We start from the raw sequence: 16,426 nt of genomic DNA, 5'->3' as shown, positions 1-16,426 counted from the left end.
TTGTCTGCAGCTTATAAATATACCCGATCGACACGCGCTGTAATGCGGGTAAAAAGTTCATAGCTAATGGTGTTGCAGTGGCGTCCCACTTCCGCTGCGCTCAGCTTGCTATCTCCCCACAGTGTAACGATATCCCCGATATTTACAGATGGTATATGGCTTACATCTACAGTGAGCAAATCCATTGACACTCGGCCGGCGAGTCGAGCGAGCTCACCATTGACGAGTACCGGAGTGCCATCGGGGGCTTGGCGGGGATAGCCATCCGCATAGCCGGCGGCGACGGTTGCGATACGGGTTTTTGCACTGGCTTGCCAGCGTTGGTTGTAACCGACACCTTCACCTTTTTCCACTTCTCGCACAGCCAGTACTTTGGCTTTGAATGTCATGGCTGGCAGCAAGCTGTCAACGCCGGCAAGATGCGTAGTTGGGTCATCGCCATAGAGCATAATACCAGGGCGTACCCAGTCTAGATGGGTTTGTGGGTGACGTATTATCGCAGCTGAGTTAGCCATGCTAACTGGAAACTCTCCCAGCGAGGTACTCAGCGAATGTAGTAGCTGAAATTGCCGATCCGTTGCTGCGGGACTGTCAGTTTCCGCGTCACTAAAGTGGGTCATGTGATGAATTGCCGCAACATTCGGTGAACCGCTCAGGACGCTGTGGGCTTCGCAGAAATCCTTGTTGCACATGCCCAGCCGATTCATGCCGGTGTTGAGTTTTAGCCATACGGTTATGGATTGTGGGAGTATTGTATTTGCTAGTAGTTTTGCGGCGCCGAGCTCGTGGATAACTATGTCTAGTTTTTGTGTAGCGCAGTCCTGCAAAAGTCCATCATCGACTTCAGTACCGAGTAGTAAAATGCGACTGTTAGGCTGCGCGGCACGAAGCGTCAGCGCCTCGCTATGTCGCGCGACAGCAAAGCCATCAACTATGCCACGCAACTGATCTGCCACCCAATCTGCGCCGTGTCCATAGCCATTGGCTTTCACCATCGCTAAGATAGCGGACTCAGGCGCAAGTCGACGAACCATGGCGGCATTGTGGCGCAGCGCTTTACTGTTAAATTCAACCCAAGTTGTTCTATGCATAATCACCGACTCATATCATTGCCGAATTCTAGCGGGCTTGCCGCAGTGAGAACAGCGAGTATTGGCTTGGTGTTGATGTTTTTATTATGTAGTCACAAGTCATTTGCAGAATGTGAGACGCCGCGTTTCCCCGCGCCGACGTCACAGAACTTGCTACCTCTCGTCGATAGCCAGTTTTATATCCCAGAGGGGGTATCTAAATTTTCACCTTGCCAGTATTCCAAGGCAGAGCTAGCTCAGTACTATTTTTGGGGTCTAGGGCTGCCTGCACCGGATATCGAAAAAGCCTTTAAATTTGCTAGGCAGTCCCTGAAATCTGACAAGTGGCCCTATGAGCTAGCCTTGCTTCACGCGGCGTTTGTCATAAAGGGGTTGGATAATAGTATTAGTAAGGTCGAAGCGGTTAGACGATTCCAGCGTGAGATTCTTAGCGGTGATGCCTTGCGGCGAGATAAAGCACTGGCGACTCTAAATCAGTTGAGTGAATTTTTACCCCGCGTAAAAACGGTAGCCGACGCAGTGTACCTTGATTCCGCATTGAAGCAGCCCGCCGCGCTAGTGCCGGCGTCTGGCTTCAAGCTAACTGCGCGCGGAAATAAATTCCTGATTTTACTTGCCGACGACAACGGCGCGCCCAGTTTGTATTGGGCCACGGCGCTTGCCGACGATAGCACATCGCCCCATTTGGTCTTTCAGCGACGAGCATCACTTGGCGCACATGGCGCAGAGGATATTCGTCAACAATTGTGGCGCTTTCCCTCGTCAATGCCGCTCAGTGGCGTATTGCTCAGTCGCTTCATTCAGTCCGACGGCAGTCTTTTCGAATCCCGCTGCACAGCCACCGTGCTCGCCGCAGAGTGGTTGATATCGGCATCACACTGTTTATACACCCCGAATGGTGAGGGCCAATTACAGTCCTTACAATTTCGTATCGACTCTTTCTCTGGTTCAATCCCTGTCGCCATTGCTCAAAACAATCACCGTGCGATGGCAATAAGTAGCGCCTGGCAACACCGTCAACATCACCCGCAGGATCAGCACAATGGCCAGCTTGGTCGCTATAGCGGCTCTGATATAGCGCTTTTGAAGCTGGCGACGCCAATTCCACTGGCAAAACATCCCAAGCTTGCTGTGCCTGATCGTCAGAGTGTCTGGGTTGAGAGCTTGTCTTACCCCAACGATAAACCATTTAATACATTGTGGGCGTCTCGTTGCAGATCCACTTTGTGGCGTGAGGGTGAACAAGCCTTAAGCGATTTATATGTATTAGATTGTTTTAGTCATGCAGGTCAAAGTGGCGCAGTGTTGATCCAGAGAGGGGCAGGAGAGGGGCAAATAGTCGGTGTCTTGTCCGCTCGTATTTATAATGACAGCATAAATCAGCCCGTTTTTGCGGCATTCACAGGAGCGTTGATCAAGGAAATTAGGTCGATTATCGCCGGTGAGCCCTCGTCAGTGTTTATTCGCATGCCGATTAATTCGGGACCGAACTTAGCAGAGGCAAACCCGTAGGGTCTGTTAACGTTTGGGCATGCCCACTGCTGATGCTATTTTTGTGTTCCAGCGAGGCAGAAGGAGTGCAGTATAGTGGGCCTCCACAAGCGACCAATAACGACGCTGGGCGCAAAAATAGCATTAGCGGAACGCCGCCCGGCCCTTTGGGTTGCTCCTGAAAAAGCGCCATTCGTCGTTGCTCGGACCCACAGCACTCGCGTTGCTCACGGGGCCAGCTTTCACTTATTTGGAATAACCAAACTACATTCCTCGCGTCCAGAGGGGGCCCGCTAGACTGACACTTTTTCAGGGGCAACAGAGGGTGATGCCCAAACGTTAACAGACCCGAGTGACGTTTAAGGCTGTTGTCTTGGTCTAGCCATATTGTATAGTGAGGCTGTTGCTTCACGAAGTGTGCTTATGCCCAAAGGATTTGAGAACAAATTGGTTGTCGCTATTTCATCCAGAGCATTATTCAATCTGGATGAAAGCCATCGGGTTTATGAATCAGAGGGGCTGACAGCGTATCAAAAATACCAGATAGATCATGAGAATGAGATTCTGGAGCCAGGGGAAGCCTTTGGCATTGTCGAGCGCTTACTGCAGTTAAACGACTATCTTGATGACGCCCGCGTCGAAGTTATTCTGCTGTCGCGCAATTCGGCTGATACCGGTTTACGTGTATTTAACTCGATTGAGCATTACAAGCTCAATATTAGTCGCGCGGCCTTTAGCGGTGGTGAAAGTCCTTATCGATACGTATCGGCTTTTGGCTGCCATCTCTTTCTCTCGACTAATGCCGAAGATGTGCGGCGCGCACTGGAAAATGGTGTAGCGGCAGCGACGCTGTTACCGCGGTCTAAAAAATCCCAACCCTTGAGTAAGCGTGAACTTCGATTTGCCTTTGATGGTGACGCGGTCATTTTCTCAGATGAGGCGGAGCAGGTTTTCAAACGCGACGGTTTAGAAGCATTCACGGCCAGCGAAGTCGCTGCGGCGAATACACCGCTAAGCGGTGGACCTTTTAAAAACTTCCTCGCTGCATTGAATACCCTGCAGTGTGAACTTTCAGATGATGATCCACCAATTCGTATCGCTCTGGTGACGGCGCGCTCGGCGCCTACTCACAAGCGAGTAATCCAGACCTTGCGAAATTGGAATATTCGAATTGACGAGTCACTATTTTTGGGCGGTTTAGATAAAGGTGAATTCTTGGCGGCCTACGGCGCAGACGTATTTTTTGACGACCAACCCGGTCATTGCGAATCGGCGAGTGAACATGTTTCCACTGGGCATGTCCCACATGGTATCGCCAATAAGGTTGAACAGTGACCAAATGGCGCAGTTAATTAGATAAAAAAACATTGCCGCGAAAATGGTTCGAGCACGTTTGATTTCAGGAGTTACGTCAGGATGAAACTGCAGCAGTTGCGCTATATTTGGGAAGTTGCGCACCATGAAATGAACGTGTCGGCGACAGCTCAGAGTTTATTTACCTCTCAGCCCGGAATCAGTAAACAAATTCGAATGCTGGAAGATGAGCTGGGTGTTGAAATATTTGCGCGCAATGGCAAGCATCTCACTCGTATAACCCCGGCAGGTGAGGCAATCTTAAAGACAGCGGGCGAGATTCTTTACAAGACAGAAAGCATCAAACATATCGCTCAAGAGTTTAAAAATCCGAAGAAGGGCAGCTTGTCGATTGCGACTACCCATACGCAGGCGCGCTACGCCTTACCCAGTGTGATCAAAACCTTTATAGATCGCTATCCGGATGTGTCACTGCATATGCATCAGGGAACACCGATGCAGATTTCTGAGTTGGCAGCGAACTTTGAAGTGGATTTTGCGATAGCAACAGAGGCGCTAGAGCTGTTCAGCGACTTGATCATGATGCCATGCTATCGCTGGAATAGAACGATATTGGTACCAAAAGATCACCCTCTAACTGAGATCGCGGACCTGCAAATCGAGGATGTCGCTCAGTATCCTATTGTGACCTACGTTTTTGGCTTCACTGGCCGTTCAAAACTGGACGAGGCTTTTTTAAACAAAGGGCTTGAGCCAAAAGTTGTCTTTACCGCCACCGATGCAGACGTTATTAAAACCTATGTGCGTCTTGGCTTGGGAATTGGCATCGTCGCCGAAATGGCCTACGACCCGGTGGCCGACGCGGACTTGGTGGCGCTCAATGCCAGCCATCTATTTGAACCCAGTGTGACCAAAGTAGGGTTCCGTCGCGGTACCTATATGCGTAAATTTATGTACGACTTTGTCGAGCTATTTGCACCCCATCTAAGCGCAGAATTAGTCGACAAAGCCTACCAATGTCAGAGTAAAAATGACCTCGAAGCTTTGTTTGCAGATATTGAATTGCCGATGTATTGATGAAGTGTCGGAAGGCTGGTGTCGGACGTCGGAGGAAAATACAGGCTAAATGTGTCGATTTTAGTCTTACGCCAGACACGAGACCTCTGACGTCCGGCTTATCCCTCGGCATTGCTTTATTCACCCCAAGCCGTTAGATTGTCGCGGTTTTTTAAGCGCTGAGGCGCAATTTTATTTTAGGAGTAGTGTTGTGGAAATCGCTTGTCTTGACTTGGAAGGGGTATTGATTCCTGAAATTTGGATCGATTTTGCTGAGCGCACCGGTATTGAGGCCCTAAAAGCGACCACACGAGACATTCCAGATTACGATGTGCTGATGCAACAGCGCCTGCGCTTATTGCATGAGAATGGTTTGGGGCTGCCAGATATTCAAGAAGTGATTGCCGATATGTCGCCGATGGAAGGGGCGCGTGAATTCTTAGATTGGTTGCGTGAGCGTTTTCAGGTCATTATTTTGTCGGATACTTTCTACGAGTTTGCCGCGCCCCTGATGAAGCAACTGGGTTGGCCAACCTTGTTATGCCATAAACTAGAAACTGATAGCTTGGGCAAAGTTGTTGACTACCGGATCCGTCAGGTTAACCCCAAACGGCAGTCGGTATTGGCACTGAAAACCCTGTACTACCGCATTATCGCCGCCGGCGATTCCTATAATGATACTACGATGCTGGCAGAAGCTGACGCGGGCATTTTGTTTAAAGCGCCCGATAATGTCATTCGCGAGTTTCCGCAATTTCCTGCCGTACATGATTACGAGGCCTTAAAGCTTGAGTTCATCAAGGCATCGAATCGGAATTTAAGCCTGTAGAGTATGACTATAGATCGGCAAGCGCCTGCAGGAGCTTGCCGATTTTGGTTTCAGTTTCGGTAAATTCTTCCTCTACCTCAGAATCGGCAACGATTCCGCCCCCGGCCCAGCCAGTAATTACCTTATCTGCACACACAAAGCTGCGGATTGTGATGTTGCTGTCCATTTTGCCGCCGCCACCCATATAAAACACACTTCCACAGTAGATGTTTCTGCGGTGAGGTTCTATCTCCCGAATAATCTCCATGGCTCTTTGCTTGGGGGCGCCGGTGATTGAGCCGCCGGGGAAGCAGTTGAGTAAAGCCTTGAACGGTGTGCAGTCTGTGCGCAGCTGGCCGGATACAGTGCTTACCAAGTGGTGCACGGTGCGGAAGCTTTGCAGCTCGCAGAGTTGTTCAGTACGAACGCTCGACGCTTGGCAGCTTTTACTGAAGTCATTGCGAAGTAAATCCACGATCATTACGTTCTCAGCCCGATTTTTAGCGCTGTTTTGCAAAGCTGTAGCGAGGGCTCGATCTATTTCAGGGTCAGGATCGCGAGCCGCGGTCCCTTTAATGGGTTGAGTTTGAAGATGGCCGTCTTGGTCGGCAGAGAGAAGGCGCTCTGGTGAAAAGCTCAGTATTTGGCTGCTACCTAAATCGAGATAGGCCGAAAACGGAGCGGCGGCAGTTTCACGCAGGCCTTGGTACGCTAACCAGGGGTCGCCCGCAAATTTTGCAGTAAAGCCGCGAGTAAGGTTGATTTGGTAGCAGTCGCCGGCGCGGATATAATTTTGAATCCTTTCAAACGCTTTGCCGTATTGTGTTCGATTTAGTGTTGATCTAAATGGCACGAGCAGCTTAAAAGCCTGCGGTTCTGGGTTTGTGTCCAGCGTCATACCGATGAGCTTTTGAATATGCGCCAGGGTAGCGTCATTCACACCGGGCTGTGCCACCAGTTCGCACTGATGAAGACGGTGATCAACGATAATGGCCCATGGGTAAATGCCAGCGTGGAAGAGTGGAGTAGACGGATCGACGCTTGCCCTTTGTTTCCCGCCGATAGACTGGCTTATTTCACCTAAATCATAGCTAAGATAGCCAATAGCGCCGCCGCAAAATGGCAGTTCCTCATTGTGACTATAGTGGTCGCAAAGCTGATTTAGTCTTTGTTCAGTCTTAATCAAAAATGTATTAATGTTGCCGTAATCGATTGTATTTAAAGATATTACCTCTGTTGGTTGTGCGCAAAGAATGTCGTAGCGCCCAAATTCACTGAACGGTGCTGCGCTGTCTAAGAAAACTGGGTAGGGAAGGTGCTTAAGTCTTGCAAAGAGGTCGCAGCTGTCCCGATGATACGGTAATGATATGCGACGAAGGCTAGCCATTTGATATTGCTCAGAGTTCAAATAAGCGCTGTGGATTGGGGCCGATTTTACGTGCTATGAGCCTGAAAAATCTAGTGTTTTATCTAATGGCGGACCTGCTTCGAAAAGGCCGTTCGGATTGACAGAGAAGCCCAATCCCAGTAATGTTAGCCGCCGCTTTGAGAAACACCAAACCGTCAACGCACCACACAGAACGGTTATTCTCATTCATCCGCAGTTCAATATGTTAGCTGGCGTAATGCCCCTTTGAGTTTACTCACGGTAACAGGGATCGTAAGAATCTCGTACTGAATAAACATATCAAAGAGTCAGACGCTTGCGGCATGAGCGCGGGCTACCTATTAATGCAGCTGGAACTGACAGGCATGACAAAAATAGCTACAAAACCCTCACTGGAAAACCCCTTCGAGACCAAAACAGAGCTCGAATTTACCGTCCCTGGGCAAATTGATTACGATCCCGGGCTATACGAATCTGCACTTCAAGCGGGTTATGACCTACAGCAGCGGCCTCGTAAAATGGCTGGTGTAAAAGGCATACAAAAGCAGCACGAAAAGAAGCGCATGACCATATGGGAAAGGATAGAAGTCCTAGCGGATGCTGGCACTGAACCTAAAATCCTTTACCAAAACTGGGGTAAAAATTTAGATGGTGCGTCTTTAGTGACTGCCATCGTTAAAGTAGACGGTCGCGATGTAGCAATGTACGGCCATGACTTTACCGTTCGCGCTGGCTCTATGGACGCGACAAACGGTAGCAAATTGGCTAATTTATTTAAATTGGCCGGTAAGCTCGGCATTCCCTTAGTCGGCATGAATGACTCTGCAGGTGCGTACATTCCTGCTGGTGTGGGTGGCCTAGATGGCTACGCTGAAGCTTTTACAGCGTTGCGTCACATAAACGGTGTCGTGCCGTCGATTATGTGTATGTTTGGTTATAACGCGGGCGGTGGTTCATATTTGCCTCGTCAGGGTTCTTTCGTTATCCAGCCAAACGAAACCTTCTTTGGTTTGACTGGCCCGGGCGTTGTTAAGTCTGTACTTGGGGAAGATGTAACGGCCGATGAGCTTGGTGGCCCCAGCGTTCACTCTAAGTCAGGGGTGACGGATTTCGTGGTGCCAGACGAAGTGGCGGCCCTGCGTAAAGTAAAAGAGTTACTTAACTACATACCCAACAATAGTGCGGAAGCGCCAGCGTTTCAGCCAACGTCTGACCCAATCACCCGCAGAACGTGGGATGTTGATCTGCTCCTGAAAAAAGCCTTCAACAGCCCCACCGGTTTTAATACCCCATTCGATATCAGCATTATCATTCAGCAGATGTGTGATCACGGCGATTTCTTTGAAATTCAGCCAGAGCGCGCTCGTAATACTGTGTGTGCGCTGGGTCGTATGGGCGGCAATGTAGTTGGTTTTGTGGCCAATAACTCTGCAGTTGCCTCCGGCCAGATTGATATAGATGCCGCTTACAAAAACGCGCGCTTTATTCGTTTCTGTAATGTTTACAATATTCCTGTGATTTTTATGGAAGACACCACGGGCTTTCTGCCAGGCAAAGAGCAAGAGGCGGGCGGTATCGTACAAGCCGGTCGCGCTATGCTAGATGCCATTATTGATCTGCGTACCCCGCGGTTCCTCATGATTGTTCGCAACGCCTTCGGCGGTGCCTACGCAGCCTTTAACAACTACCCAACAGGCGCCGATTTTGTCTGTGCATTGCCAACAACTCGCTTGGCGGTAATGGGGCCTGCAGGGGTTGAGTATGTTTACAAAGATGAGGTTCGTAAAATTCGCTCATCCGTAAAACCAAAAATTGCGGAATTAACGGCGCAAAACTTGAAAGCGGGTATGCCTGAGTCCGAAGCCCTAAAAACGGCAAAAGACGCGGTCGCTGCATGGCAGAAGCAGGAAGAGTTGCTGCTGACTCAACGCTATGAACGCGAGCTGATGAATCCGAATGAAGCACTAAGCCTGGGATCAATTTCCCAGATCGTCATGCCCTCCGACCTTCGCAAGGTTCTGGGTGAACAGCTGGAACTACATCTCAAGGCTTACAAGCCTGAGCCTATGAGCGGGATGCAACGGGAATTCCATTAATTCCTGAGCAGAGCCCCATGTTCCGTAATTCATTGACTCAAGACGATTCGCTAACGAGGTTATTCGACGTGCAAGCAAGCAACAATTATTACTTAAACAACCCGATGGTCCACAAAGACCGCCAACTCGCCAAATCAAATACAGCATGGACTCGAAGTTTCGCCTGTAATGATTTGAAACCATTGATAATTTGCCGTGGCCCCATTCGTAAAGAAGCCATGGATGTCTTCGATGAAATGGGCATCAATCACTACGGTATTTTGCTCTCGGAAAAAGATTCTATTACCTACACCAATGCCCTCGCTCCGGAACTGCGCACCTTGACGGATCCGGATCGTGTTCACCGTGTACCGGATTACACGGGCGCAACCAAAGAAGAGCGTATTCGTCGTATTCAGCAAATTATTAGCATTGCTTATGACAACGGATATAACGCGATTTTTGCAGGTTATGGGTTTATGTCGGAAGACGCCGAGATGGTGGAATCCATGGAAAAGGCGGGACTGAACTTTATTGGTCCGTGCTCTTTCACCCAAAAATCAGCGGGTATGAAAGACCAAGCAAAACGCACTGCCTTGGAAACTGGCGTATCTGTTACCCCCGGTGTAAACAACGCAACTAGCTTGGCCTTATTTGCTAAATACGGTAAAGACGGTCTAGATAAATGTGCTAAAGACAATAAGCTGAGTGTCGATTTCTCTGCCTGCAAAGACGAAGAAGAAAAGGCCCTCGCATTGTTAGCCGCATCTTACGCCGCTGGTATCGATATTATTAATGCTGCCGACATTGGACTTGCCCTGCAAGTTGAAGCTAAACGCATGTTGGCCGAAAAGCCAAACAACCGTTTCCGTCTTAAAGCGATTGCTGGTGGTGGTGGTAAAGGCCAGCGTATTCTTCAATCAGCCAATTCTTATGAAGGCGCGACCATTGAAGAAAAGCTCGATAAAGCCGTCGCTAAAGTCCCGTCTTTGGTGCAAGAGTGTTTGATTGAGTTAAAAACCAACGGTGTGGGTGACAATAAAAACGTTCTCATCGAAATGAATATCGACACAACCCGTCACCAGGAAATTCAGGTCGTGGGTAATGGCGAGTGGTGCATGACCATGGGCGGCCGCGACTGCTCACTGCAAATGCACGAGCAGAAGCTATTAGAAGTTTCGGTAACCGAAGAAGAGCTAGAAGCGGCGATTACCGTGGCTGAAGCAGCAGGTAAAAAAGAAGAAGCCGAGCAACTTAAGAAAGACCTCGTGATATTGCAACGCATGGAGCAAGAGGGCGCGGTATTCGGCGAAGCGGTTAAGCTGGATTCTTTGGGCACCTTTGAATGTATAGTCGACGGCGACTCGCATTACTTCATGGAAATGAACACCCGAATTCAGGTTGAGCACCGTGTTACTGAACTGTGCTACAAGCTCAAGTTCACCAACCCTGATGACTCTGGTGATTATTTCATCGCAGAAAGTCTGGTCGAAGTGATGGTGTTGTTGGCGCGTCACGGTAAGAATTTGCCAAAACCTACCCGTATCTTGCGTGAGAAAACCTCGGTAGAGGCGCGTATGAACGCCACTAACCAAGCTTTGCAACCGCATGCCGGTGGCGTGATTGAAAACTGGTCAAACGCGATTCCTGGTGAAATTCGCGACGACCAAGGTATTTCTACCCACAACCCCGATACCGATGTATTCATGAAATACCACCTTGCCGGTGCGTATGACTCGAATATCGCCTTATTGCTCACCACTGGCGACACCCGCTTGAGCAGCTATCAGCGTTTGGCGGAAATTCTGCGTCGCACTGAATTGCGCGGTAAAGATTTGGCGACAAACCTGGAATTTCACTACGGTTTGGTGCATTGGTTTATCGGCAATGGCATCAATGCGCGCCCCTCTACGCGTTTTATCGTGCCGTATTTAACCGCGGTAGGTCTGCTGAAAGAACAAGCTAACCAAATAGATTTAGACGTCGCGTACGCAGAAATTCGGCAGCGCTATGTTAGCGAGGCCGGTGAAAATGCCGCCGCGTGGGCAGAAGCACTAGATGCCAAAAAGTTGCTGATGATTCGTCCGCTTGAGCGTTTGTTCGCTGAACCGCACTACATGGCGGGTTGGTTGAGCATGAACAAGGACAGTCTGAGTATTGAAAACGGCAAAATTAAATGGGCGGTTAACCCCATTGAGTTGTTAGACAAACTCTACCACTACTTAAATATGGACTATGAAACGGGCAAACCTGCTCGCTACATGATCTGGGATCACGATCACGAGATTCTAAGTTCAGCGGTGAGTTTCTATAAAACGCTGAACGAGAAAGTGACTGCGGCAGATTTCCCCGCGCTAGAAGCGCTGCTGGCGTCTGATAAAGCACCAAAAGGTTTTAGTGCCGACGAGTGGGCAGCGGTGCGCGGCGCACATGCCGGCTACTTTGCGGGCAGCGAAGTTATGTCAGTCTTGGCGTATATCGCTGATAAAACCGGTTTCTGCGAGCTGAGTGTCAATGCTGATCTGAGTATTACTATTCCAGATCGTTTGACTGACGAAGCCCTGCAAAAACGTATGGCTAAAATTCTGGTACCACCACCAGCGGCGAAGTCTGACGAAGTCTTGGCGGCCAGTGGCGGCATGTTCTATCCCCGCGAAGCACCGGGCATGGACGTGTTTGTGAATGCTGGAGACCACTTTGAAGCCGGCGATACGCTATACATTGTTGAAGTGATGAAAATGTTCAACAAAGTAATCGCTCCCTTCGCAGGCACTATCGATAAGGTCTTGATTGAAGGTGACGGCGTGATCATTAAGAAAGGTCAGCCTTTGTTCAAAATTATTCCAGACGAAAAGATTGTTATGGAAACCCCTGAGGAAATTGCTGAGGCCCGTCGCGCTAAAACAATCGAGTTTTTAGCGACCCTTAAGTAAATGCCATGAGCCGGCTGCATTGCGCTGCCGGCTACTCAGACAATTAGGAGTATTCAGATGATTACTGGACTTGATCATATTGCCGTCGCGGTTCCCGATTTAGACAAAGCCATCAAGCGCTTTTTAGAAGATTTCGGCCTGACATACGAGGGCACCGAAGACGTTGAAACGGCGAAAACCTCAACCGCATTTTTCCCTCTTAAATCTACCAGCATTGAGTTAGTTAGCCCATTGCGGGGCGAAGGCCCGATAGCAAAGTATCTTGAGAAAAAACCCGGTGGTCTACATCATCTGTGTTTTAGTACTGACGATATTGTGGCTGATGTGGCGCGCTTAAAGGCACTTGGCTATCAATTCCTTAGCGAAGCGCCTTCCCTTGGCGCGCACAATTGCCAAGTGATATTTATTCATCCTAAATCTTGTGATGGCGTGCTCATCGAGTTAAGCCAGCCGGGAGATGATCACCACTAATTTTAGATAGATGCCGCGCATCAGGTGGTGATGCATATAAGCGGCACGATCGCGTTTTAACTGCGAAGTGTTGAATGAAAACGCTTCCCGAAACACTGACTCTCATTGAAAACTGACAGGTACAAGTATGGCTGATTACAAAGCTCCCGAGACTTCCGTAGACGAGTGGAAGGCAATGGCGAACAAAACCCTCGCCAAAGGCAAGCAGACCCTCGATGATCTAGTGTGGCACACTCCCGAAGGCATTGACGTCAAGCCGTTGTACACCAAGGAAGATATCCAGGATCTGCCATATACAAATACTTTGCCTGGTGTAGAGCCCTTTATTCGCGGCCCGCAACCTACCATGTATGCTGGCCGTCCTTGGACGATCCGTCAGTACGCGGGTTTCTCGACCGCAGAAGAATCAAATGCGTTCTATCGGAAGGCGCTAGCGGCAGGCGGCCAGGGCGTGTCAGTTGCGTTTGACTTGGCAACTCACCGGGGCTACGACTCAGACCATCCGCGTGTTACTGGCGACGTCGGTAAGGCCGGTGTGGCGATCGACTCTGTTGAAGACATGAAAGTGCTATTCAACGAAATTCCGCTGGATAAGGTCTCTGTTTCTATGACCATGAACGGCGCTGTGTTACCGGTTCTAGCTGGGTATATCGTAGCCGCAGAAGAGCAGGGCGTGGGTCAGGATCAGCTGTCAGGCACGATTCAAAACGATATCCTGAAAGAATTCATGGTGCGGAATACCTATATTTACCCACCGCTGCCCTCAATGAAAATTATCGGCGATATCATTGCCTACGCCTCTGACAATATGCCGAAATTCAACACTATTTCGATTTCGGGCTACCACATTCAAGAAGCCGGCGCCGATGCCGCGCTTGAGCTGGCGTATACGCTCGCTGACGGTAAAGAGTATATCCGCACGGCGATTGCTGCCGGCTTGGATATCGACAAGTTCGCGGGCCGCCTGTCTTTCTTCTGGGGCATTGGCATGAATTTCTATATGGAAATTGCCAAAATGCGTGCCGCGCGTTTGTTGTGGTCGAAAATTGTGAGTGAGTTTGAGCCTAAAAACTCGCGCTCAAAAATGCTGCGTACCCACAGCCAAACCTCGGGCTGGTCGCTGACCGAACAAGACCCCTACAACAACATCGTTCGTACCACGATTGAAGCGATGGCCGCGGTATTTGGCGGTACTCAGTCACTACACACCAACGCATTGGACGAGGCGATAGCGCTGCCAACCCAGTTCTCTTCACGTATTGCACGTAATACTCAGTTGATCATTCAAGAAGAAACCGGCATCACCAAGGTTGTTGATCCTTGGGGTGGTTCGTACATGATGGAATCGCTCACTAAAGACATCGCCGACCGCGCTTGGGAACTGATCCAAGAAGTGGAAGAAAAGGGCGGCATGGCCAAGGCGATCGAAACCGGTTTGCCTAAGCTGCGTATCGAAGAGTCTGCGGCCCGCAAGCAAGCTCGTATTGACCGTGGCGAAGACGTGATCGTCGGTGTGAACAAATACACCTTGGCCGAAGAAGACGACGTCGAGGTTTTAGACATCGACAACAATGCGGTGCGTGAATCGCAAGTCGCGGCGCTAGCGCGGATTCGTGCAGAGCGTGACGAAGCTGCGGTTGAATATGCCTTGGAAGCGATTTACCAATGCGCCTGTGGCGGAGAGGGTAACTTATTGGATCTGGCTGTTAAGGCTACCCGTTTGCGCGCAACTGTTGGGGAGATTTCCTTTGCTATGGAACGTGAATTCGGCCGCTTTAATGCACAGGCACAAACGGTGTCTGGCGTTTACGGCAGCGCTTACCAAGATGACGAAAACTGGCAGGGCATTACCAAAGACATCGAAGAGTTTAGTGAAAAGCACGGCCGTCGCCCACGCATGTTGGTTTGTAAAATGGGCCAAGACGGTCACGACCGCGGCGCCAAAGTCATTGCAACCGCCTTTGCTGATGTCGGGTTTGATATCGACTTATCGCCGATGTTCTCAACACCCGAAGAAGTAGCCAAGCAAGCGGTAGAAAACGACGTGCACGTAGTTGGCGTATCCTCTCAGGCCGCCGGTCATAAAACCCTGATTCCAGAATTAATCGCAGAGCTTAAGAAAGTCGGCGCAGATGACATCATCGTTATCGCGGGCGGGGTTATTCCACGTCAAGACTATGACTTCTTAACCCAAGCTGGTGTGAAAGGTATTTTTGGTCCTGGTACCAAAATCCCACTAGCCGCACGGGGTGTGTTGGATGCTGTGAATGAGGCGTATAAGGGCTAAGTTTGCGAGCTTGACGTCAGAGGTCTGAAGTCGGACGTGCGACTTTTACTTTTGACGTCAGACATCCGACCTCTAGCGTTGTAATTATGGCTATAGACATCCAAGCGCTCCAAGCCGGTAACTCCCGCGCTCTCGCCAAGGCAATCACCTTAGTCGAGAGTAAACGCGTGGAACACCGCAGCGAAGCGCAATTACTCTTGGAACAACTTCTTCCCGCTACCGGGAATAGTATTCGTATTGGCATTACCGGCATCCCTGGGGTAGGTAAGTCCACGTTTATAGAAGCCTTTGGTTTGTATTTATTAAGCCAGGGCAAGCGTGTTGCGGTGTTGGCGGTTGACCCGAGCTCTCCCATCGCAGGTGGTTCTATTTTGGGTGATAAAACCCGAATGGAGTTATTGTCGCGCAGTAAGGACGCGTTTATTCGCCCGTCGCCATCGGAGGGTTCGCTTGGCGGTGTTGCGCAAAAAACCCGTGAAACCATGCTGCTTTGTGAAGCGGCAGGTTATGACGTGATTTTGGTGGAAACCGTAGGGGTCGGACAGTCTGAATATGAAGTCGCCAGCATGGTCGATTTCTTTATGGTACTGATGTTGCCTAATGCCGGTGATGAGTTGCAGGGTATTAAAAAGGGCATTATCGAGCTTGCGGATGCGTTGGTTATTAACAAGGCTGACGGCGAAAGTATTAATCTCGCTCAGCAAACTCGACGTCACTACGAAAATGCCTTGCATCTCCTGCGGCAGAATAGTTTCTGGACGCCGCAGGTAATGAGTTGTTCGGCCTTGAAGAACGAAAATATTGAAGCGATATGGGGCATGATTAGTAGCTTTAAAATTGACGCCACTAAGAATGGATCACTGCAGGAAAAACGCTCGCGCCAGGCCCGTGAGTGGATGAACAAACTGCTACATGAAATGCTTGATATGAAGCTCAAGCAGAATCCCGACGTCAAAGTGCTGCTACCTGAACTTAATAAAAAGGTGACGGAAGGTGAAACCACACCGTATCTCGCGGCAACACAATTGATTAATCTTTTGTTTAAGCCGGAAGCCTGATAAATGAGTGGTAAGGCGCTAGACGATTTTATTGCTAAATACCTGCCAACTGCTCAACACATGCAAATTCGTGTTGAGAACTACGACGGCAGTAGTCTGCGATTACACGCGCCATTGGCGCCCAGCATTAATGACAAACTCACTGCCTTTGGCGGCAGCATTTATGTGGTGGCAGTAATGGCGTGCTGGGGCATGGTCTATATGCGCTGCGTGGATTACGGGCTTGATCCTGACATCGTCGTTGCTGAGGCCTCCATTGAGTACCTTCGTCCGGTGACCGGCGACATTGTCGCCAGCTCAATTGCGACAGATGAAAAGCATTGGGAACATTTTTTCGATCGCTTTGATGAGCGCGGTAAAGCGAAAATAGATCTTCAGTCCGAAATCATCGTCGATGGCGAGGTTGCTGTTCGCTTTAAAGGGCTTTACGCCATTGTCGGCGTGAAGTAACTCAT

Annotated in this window: 12 protein-coding genes; 10 read left to right on the top strand and 2 right to left on the bottom strand. The window is 49.7% G+C overall.

The genetic code is table 11. From position 1 onward, the window contains the following. Positions 1–11: 11 nt before the first annotated feature. Positions 12–1,091 carry an alanine racemase gene (gene alr / locus AAC007_RS12860; RefSeq protein ID WP_339677326.1) on the bottom strand — a complete coding sequence of 360 codons (1,080 nt, stop codon included), beginning with the start codon at positions 1,089–1,091 and terminating at the stop codon, positions 12–14. 45 nt (positions 1,092–1,136) lie between these two features. Here alr and AAC007_RS12855 point away from each other — a divergent pair, with 45 nt between their 5' ends. The 4 genes from AAC007_RS12855 (at position 1,137) to thrH (ending at position 5,781) form a co-directional block, all read left to right on the top strand. Continuing rightward, on the top strand, positions 1,137–2,603 hold the full coding sequence (locus tag AAC007_RS12855) for a hypothetical protein (protein ID WP_339677324.1): 1,467 nt from the start codon (positions 1,137–1,139) through the stop codon (positions 2,601–2,603). Between the two features lie 402 nt (positions 2,604–3,005). Beyond that, complete coding sequence (locus AAC007_RS12850) at positions 3,006–3,917, top strand: 5'-nucleotidase (protein WP_339677322.1); 912 nt, start codon at positions 3,006–3,008, stop codon at positions 3,915–3,917. Positions 3,918–3,998: 81 nt separating this feature from the next. After that, positions 3,999–4,973 carry an HTH-type transcriptional regulator CysB gene (cysB, locus tag AAC007_RS12845; protein ID WP_296435635.1) on the top strand — a complete coding sequence of 325 codons (975 nt, stop codon included), beginning with the start codon at positions 3,999–4,001 and terminating at the stop codon, positions 4,971–4,973. A gap of 190 nt (positions 4,974–5,163) precedes the next feature. Continuing rightward, positions 5,164–5,781: a bifunctional phosphoserine phosphatase/homoserine phosphotransferase ThrH gene (thrH, locus tag AAC007_RS12840; protein WP_103683438.1), complete on the top strand. Its 618-nt coding sequence runs from the start codon at positions 5,164–5,166 to the stop codon at positions 5,779–5,781. A 7-nt stretch (positions 5,782–5,788) separates the two neighbouring features. Here the strand turns inward: thrH and pabB are convergent, their stop codons facing one another. After that, positions 5,789–7,147: an aminodeoxychorismate synthase component I gene (gene pabB / locus AAC007_RS12835; RefSeq protein WP_339677319.1), complete on the bottom strand. Its 1,359-nt coding sequence runs from the start codon at positions 7,145–7,147 to the stop codon at positions 5,789–5,791. A 365-nt stretch (positions 7,148–7,512) separates the two neighbouring features. Here pabB and AAC007_RS12830 point away from each other — a divergent pair, with 365 nt between their 5' ends. From AAC007_RS12830 to AAC007_RS12805, 6 genes are all read left to right on the top strand, one after another. Continuing rightward, positions 7,513–9,243 carry a carboxyl transferase domain-containing protein gene (locus AAC007_RS12830; protein WP_296435633.1) on the top strand — a complete coding sequence of 577 codons (1,731 nt, stop codon included), beginning with the start codon at positions 7,513–7,515 and terminating at the stop codon, positions 9,241–9,243. Between the two features lie 17 nt (positions 9,244–9,260). Continuing rightward, positions 9,261–12,155, top strand: a complete 2,895-nt coding sequence (locus AAC007_RS12825) for a biotin/lipoyl-containing protein (protein WP_295872147.1) — start codon at positions 9,261–9,263, stop codon at positions 12,153–12,155. A gap of 57 nt (positions 12,156–12,212) precedes the next feature. Then, positions 12,213–12,626, top strand: a complete 414-nt coding sequence (gene mce / locus AAC007_RS12820) for a methylmalonyl-CoA epimerase (RefSeq protein WP_295872145.1) — start codon at positions 12,213–12,215, stop codon at positions 12,624–12,626. Positions 12,627–12,753: 127 nt separating this feature from the next. Then, positions 12,754–14,913 (top strand): methylmalonyl-CoA mutase, encoded by a 2,160-nt coding sequence (gene scpA / locus AAC007_RS12815; protein WP_339677317.1) that lies wholly within the window; start codon positions 12,754–12,756, stop codon positions 14,911–14,913. 86 nt (positions 14,914–14,999) lie between these two features. Then, positions 15,000–15,971 carry a methylmalonyl Co-A mutase-associated GTPase MeaB gene (meaB, locus tag AAC007_RS12810; RefSeq protein WP_339677315.1) on the top strand — a complete coding sequence of 324 codons (972 nt, stop codon included), beginning with the start codon at positions 15,000–15,002 and terminating at the stop codon, positions 15,969–15,971. Positions 15,972–15,974: 3 nt separating this feature from the next. Beyond that, on the top strand, positions 15,975–16,421 hold the full coding sequence (locus AAC007_RS12805) for a YiiD C-terminal domain-containing protein (protein WP_219043764.1): 447 nt from the start codon (positions 15,975–15,977) through the stop codon (positions 16,419–16,421). Positions 16,422–16,426: the final 5 nt, after the last annotated feature.

It is taken from the genome of uncultured Zhongshania sp., from assembly GCF_963975605.1.
Taxonomy (GTDB): Bacteria; Pseudomonadota; Gammaproteobacteria; order Pseudomonadales; family Spongiibacteraceae; genus Spongiibacter; species Spongiibacter aquimaris.
Note: the sequence above shows the minus strand (reverse complement) of the source record. Positions and strands in the feature narration are given on the sequence as shown.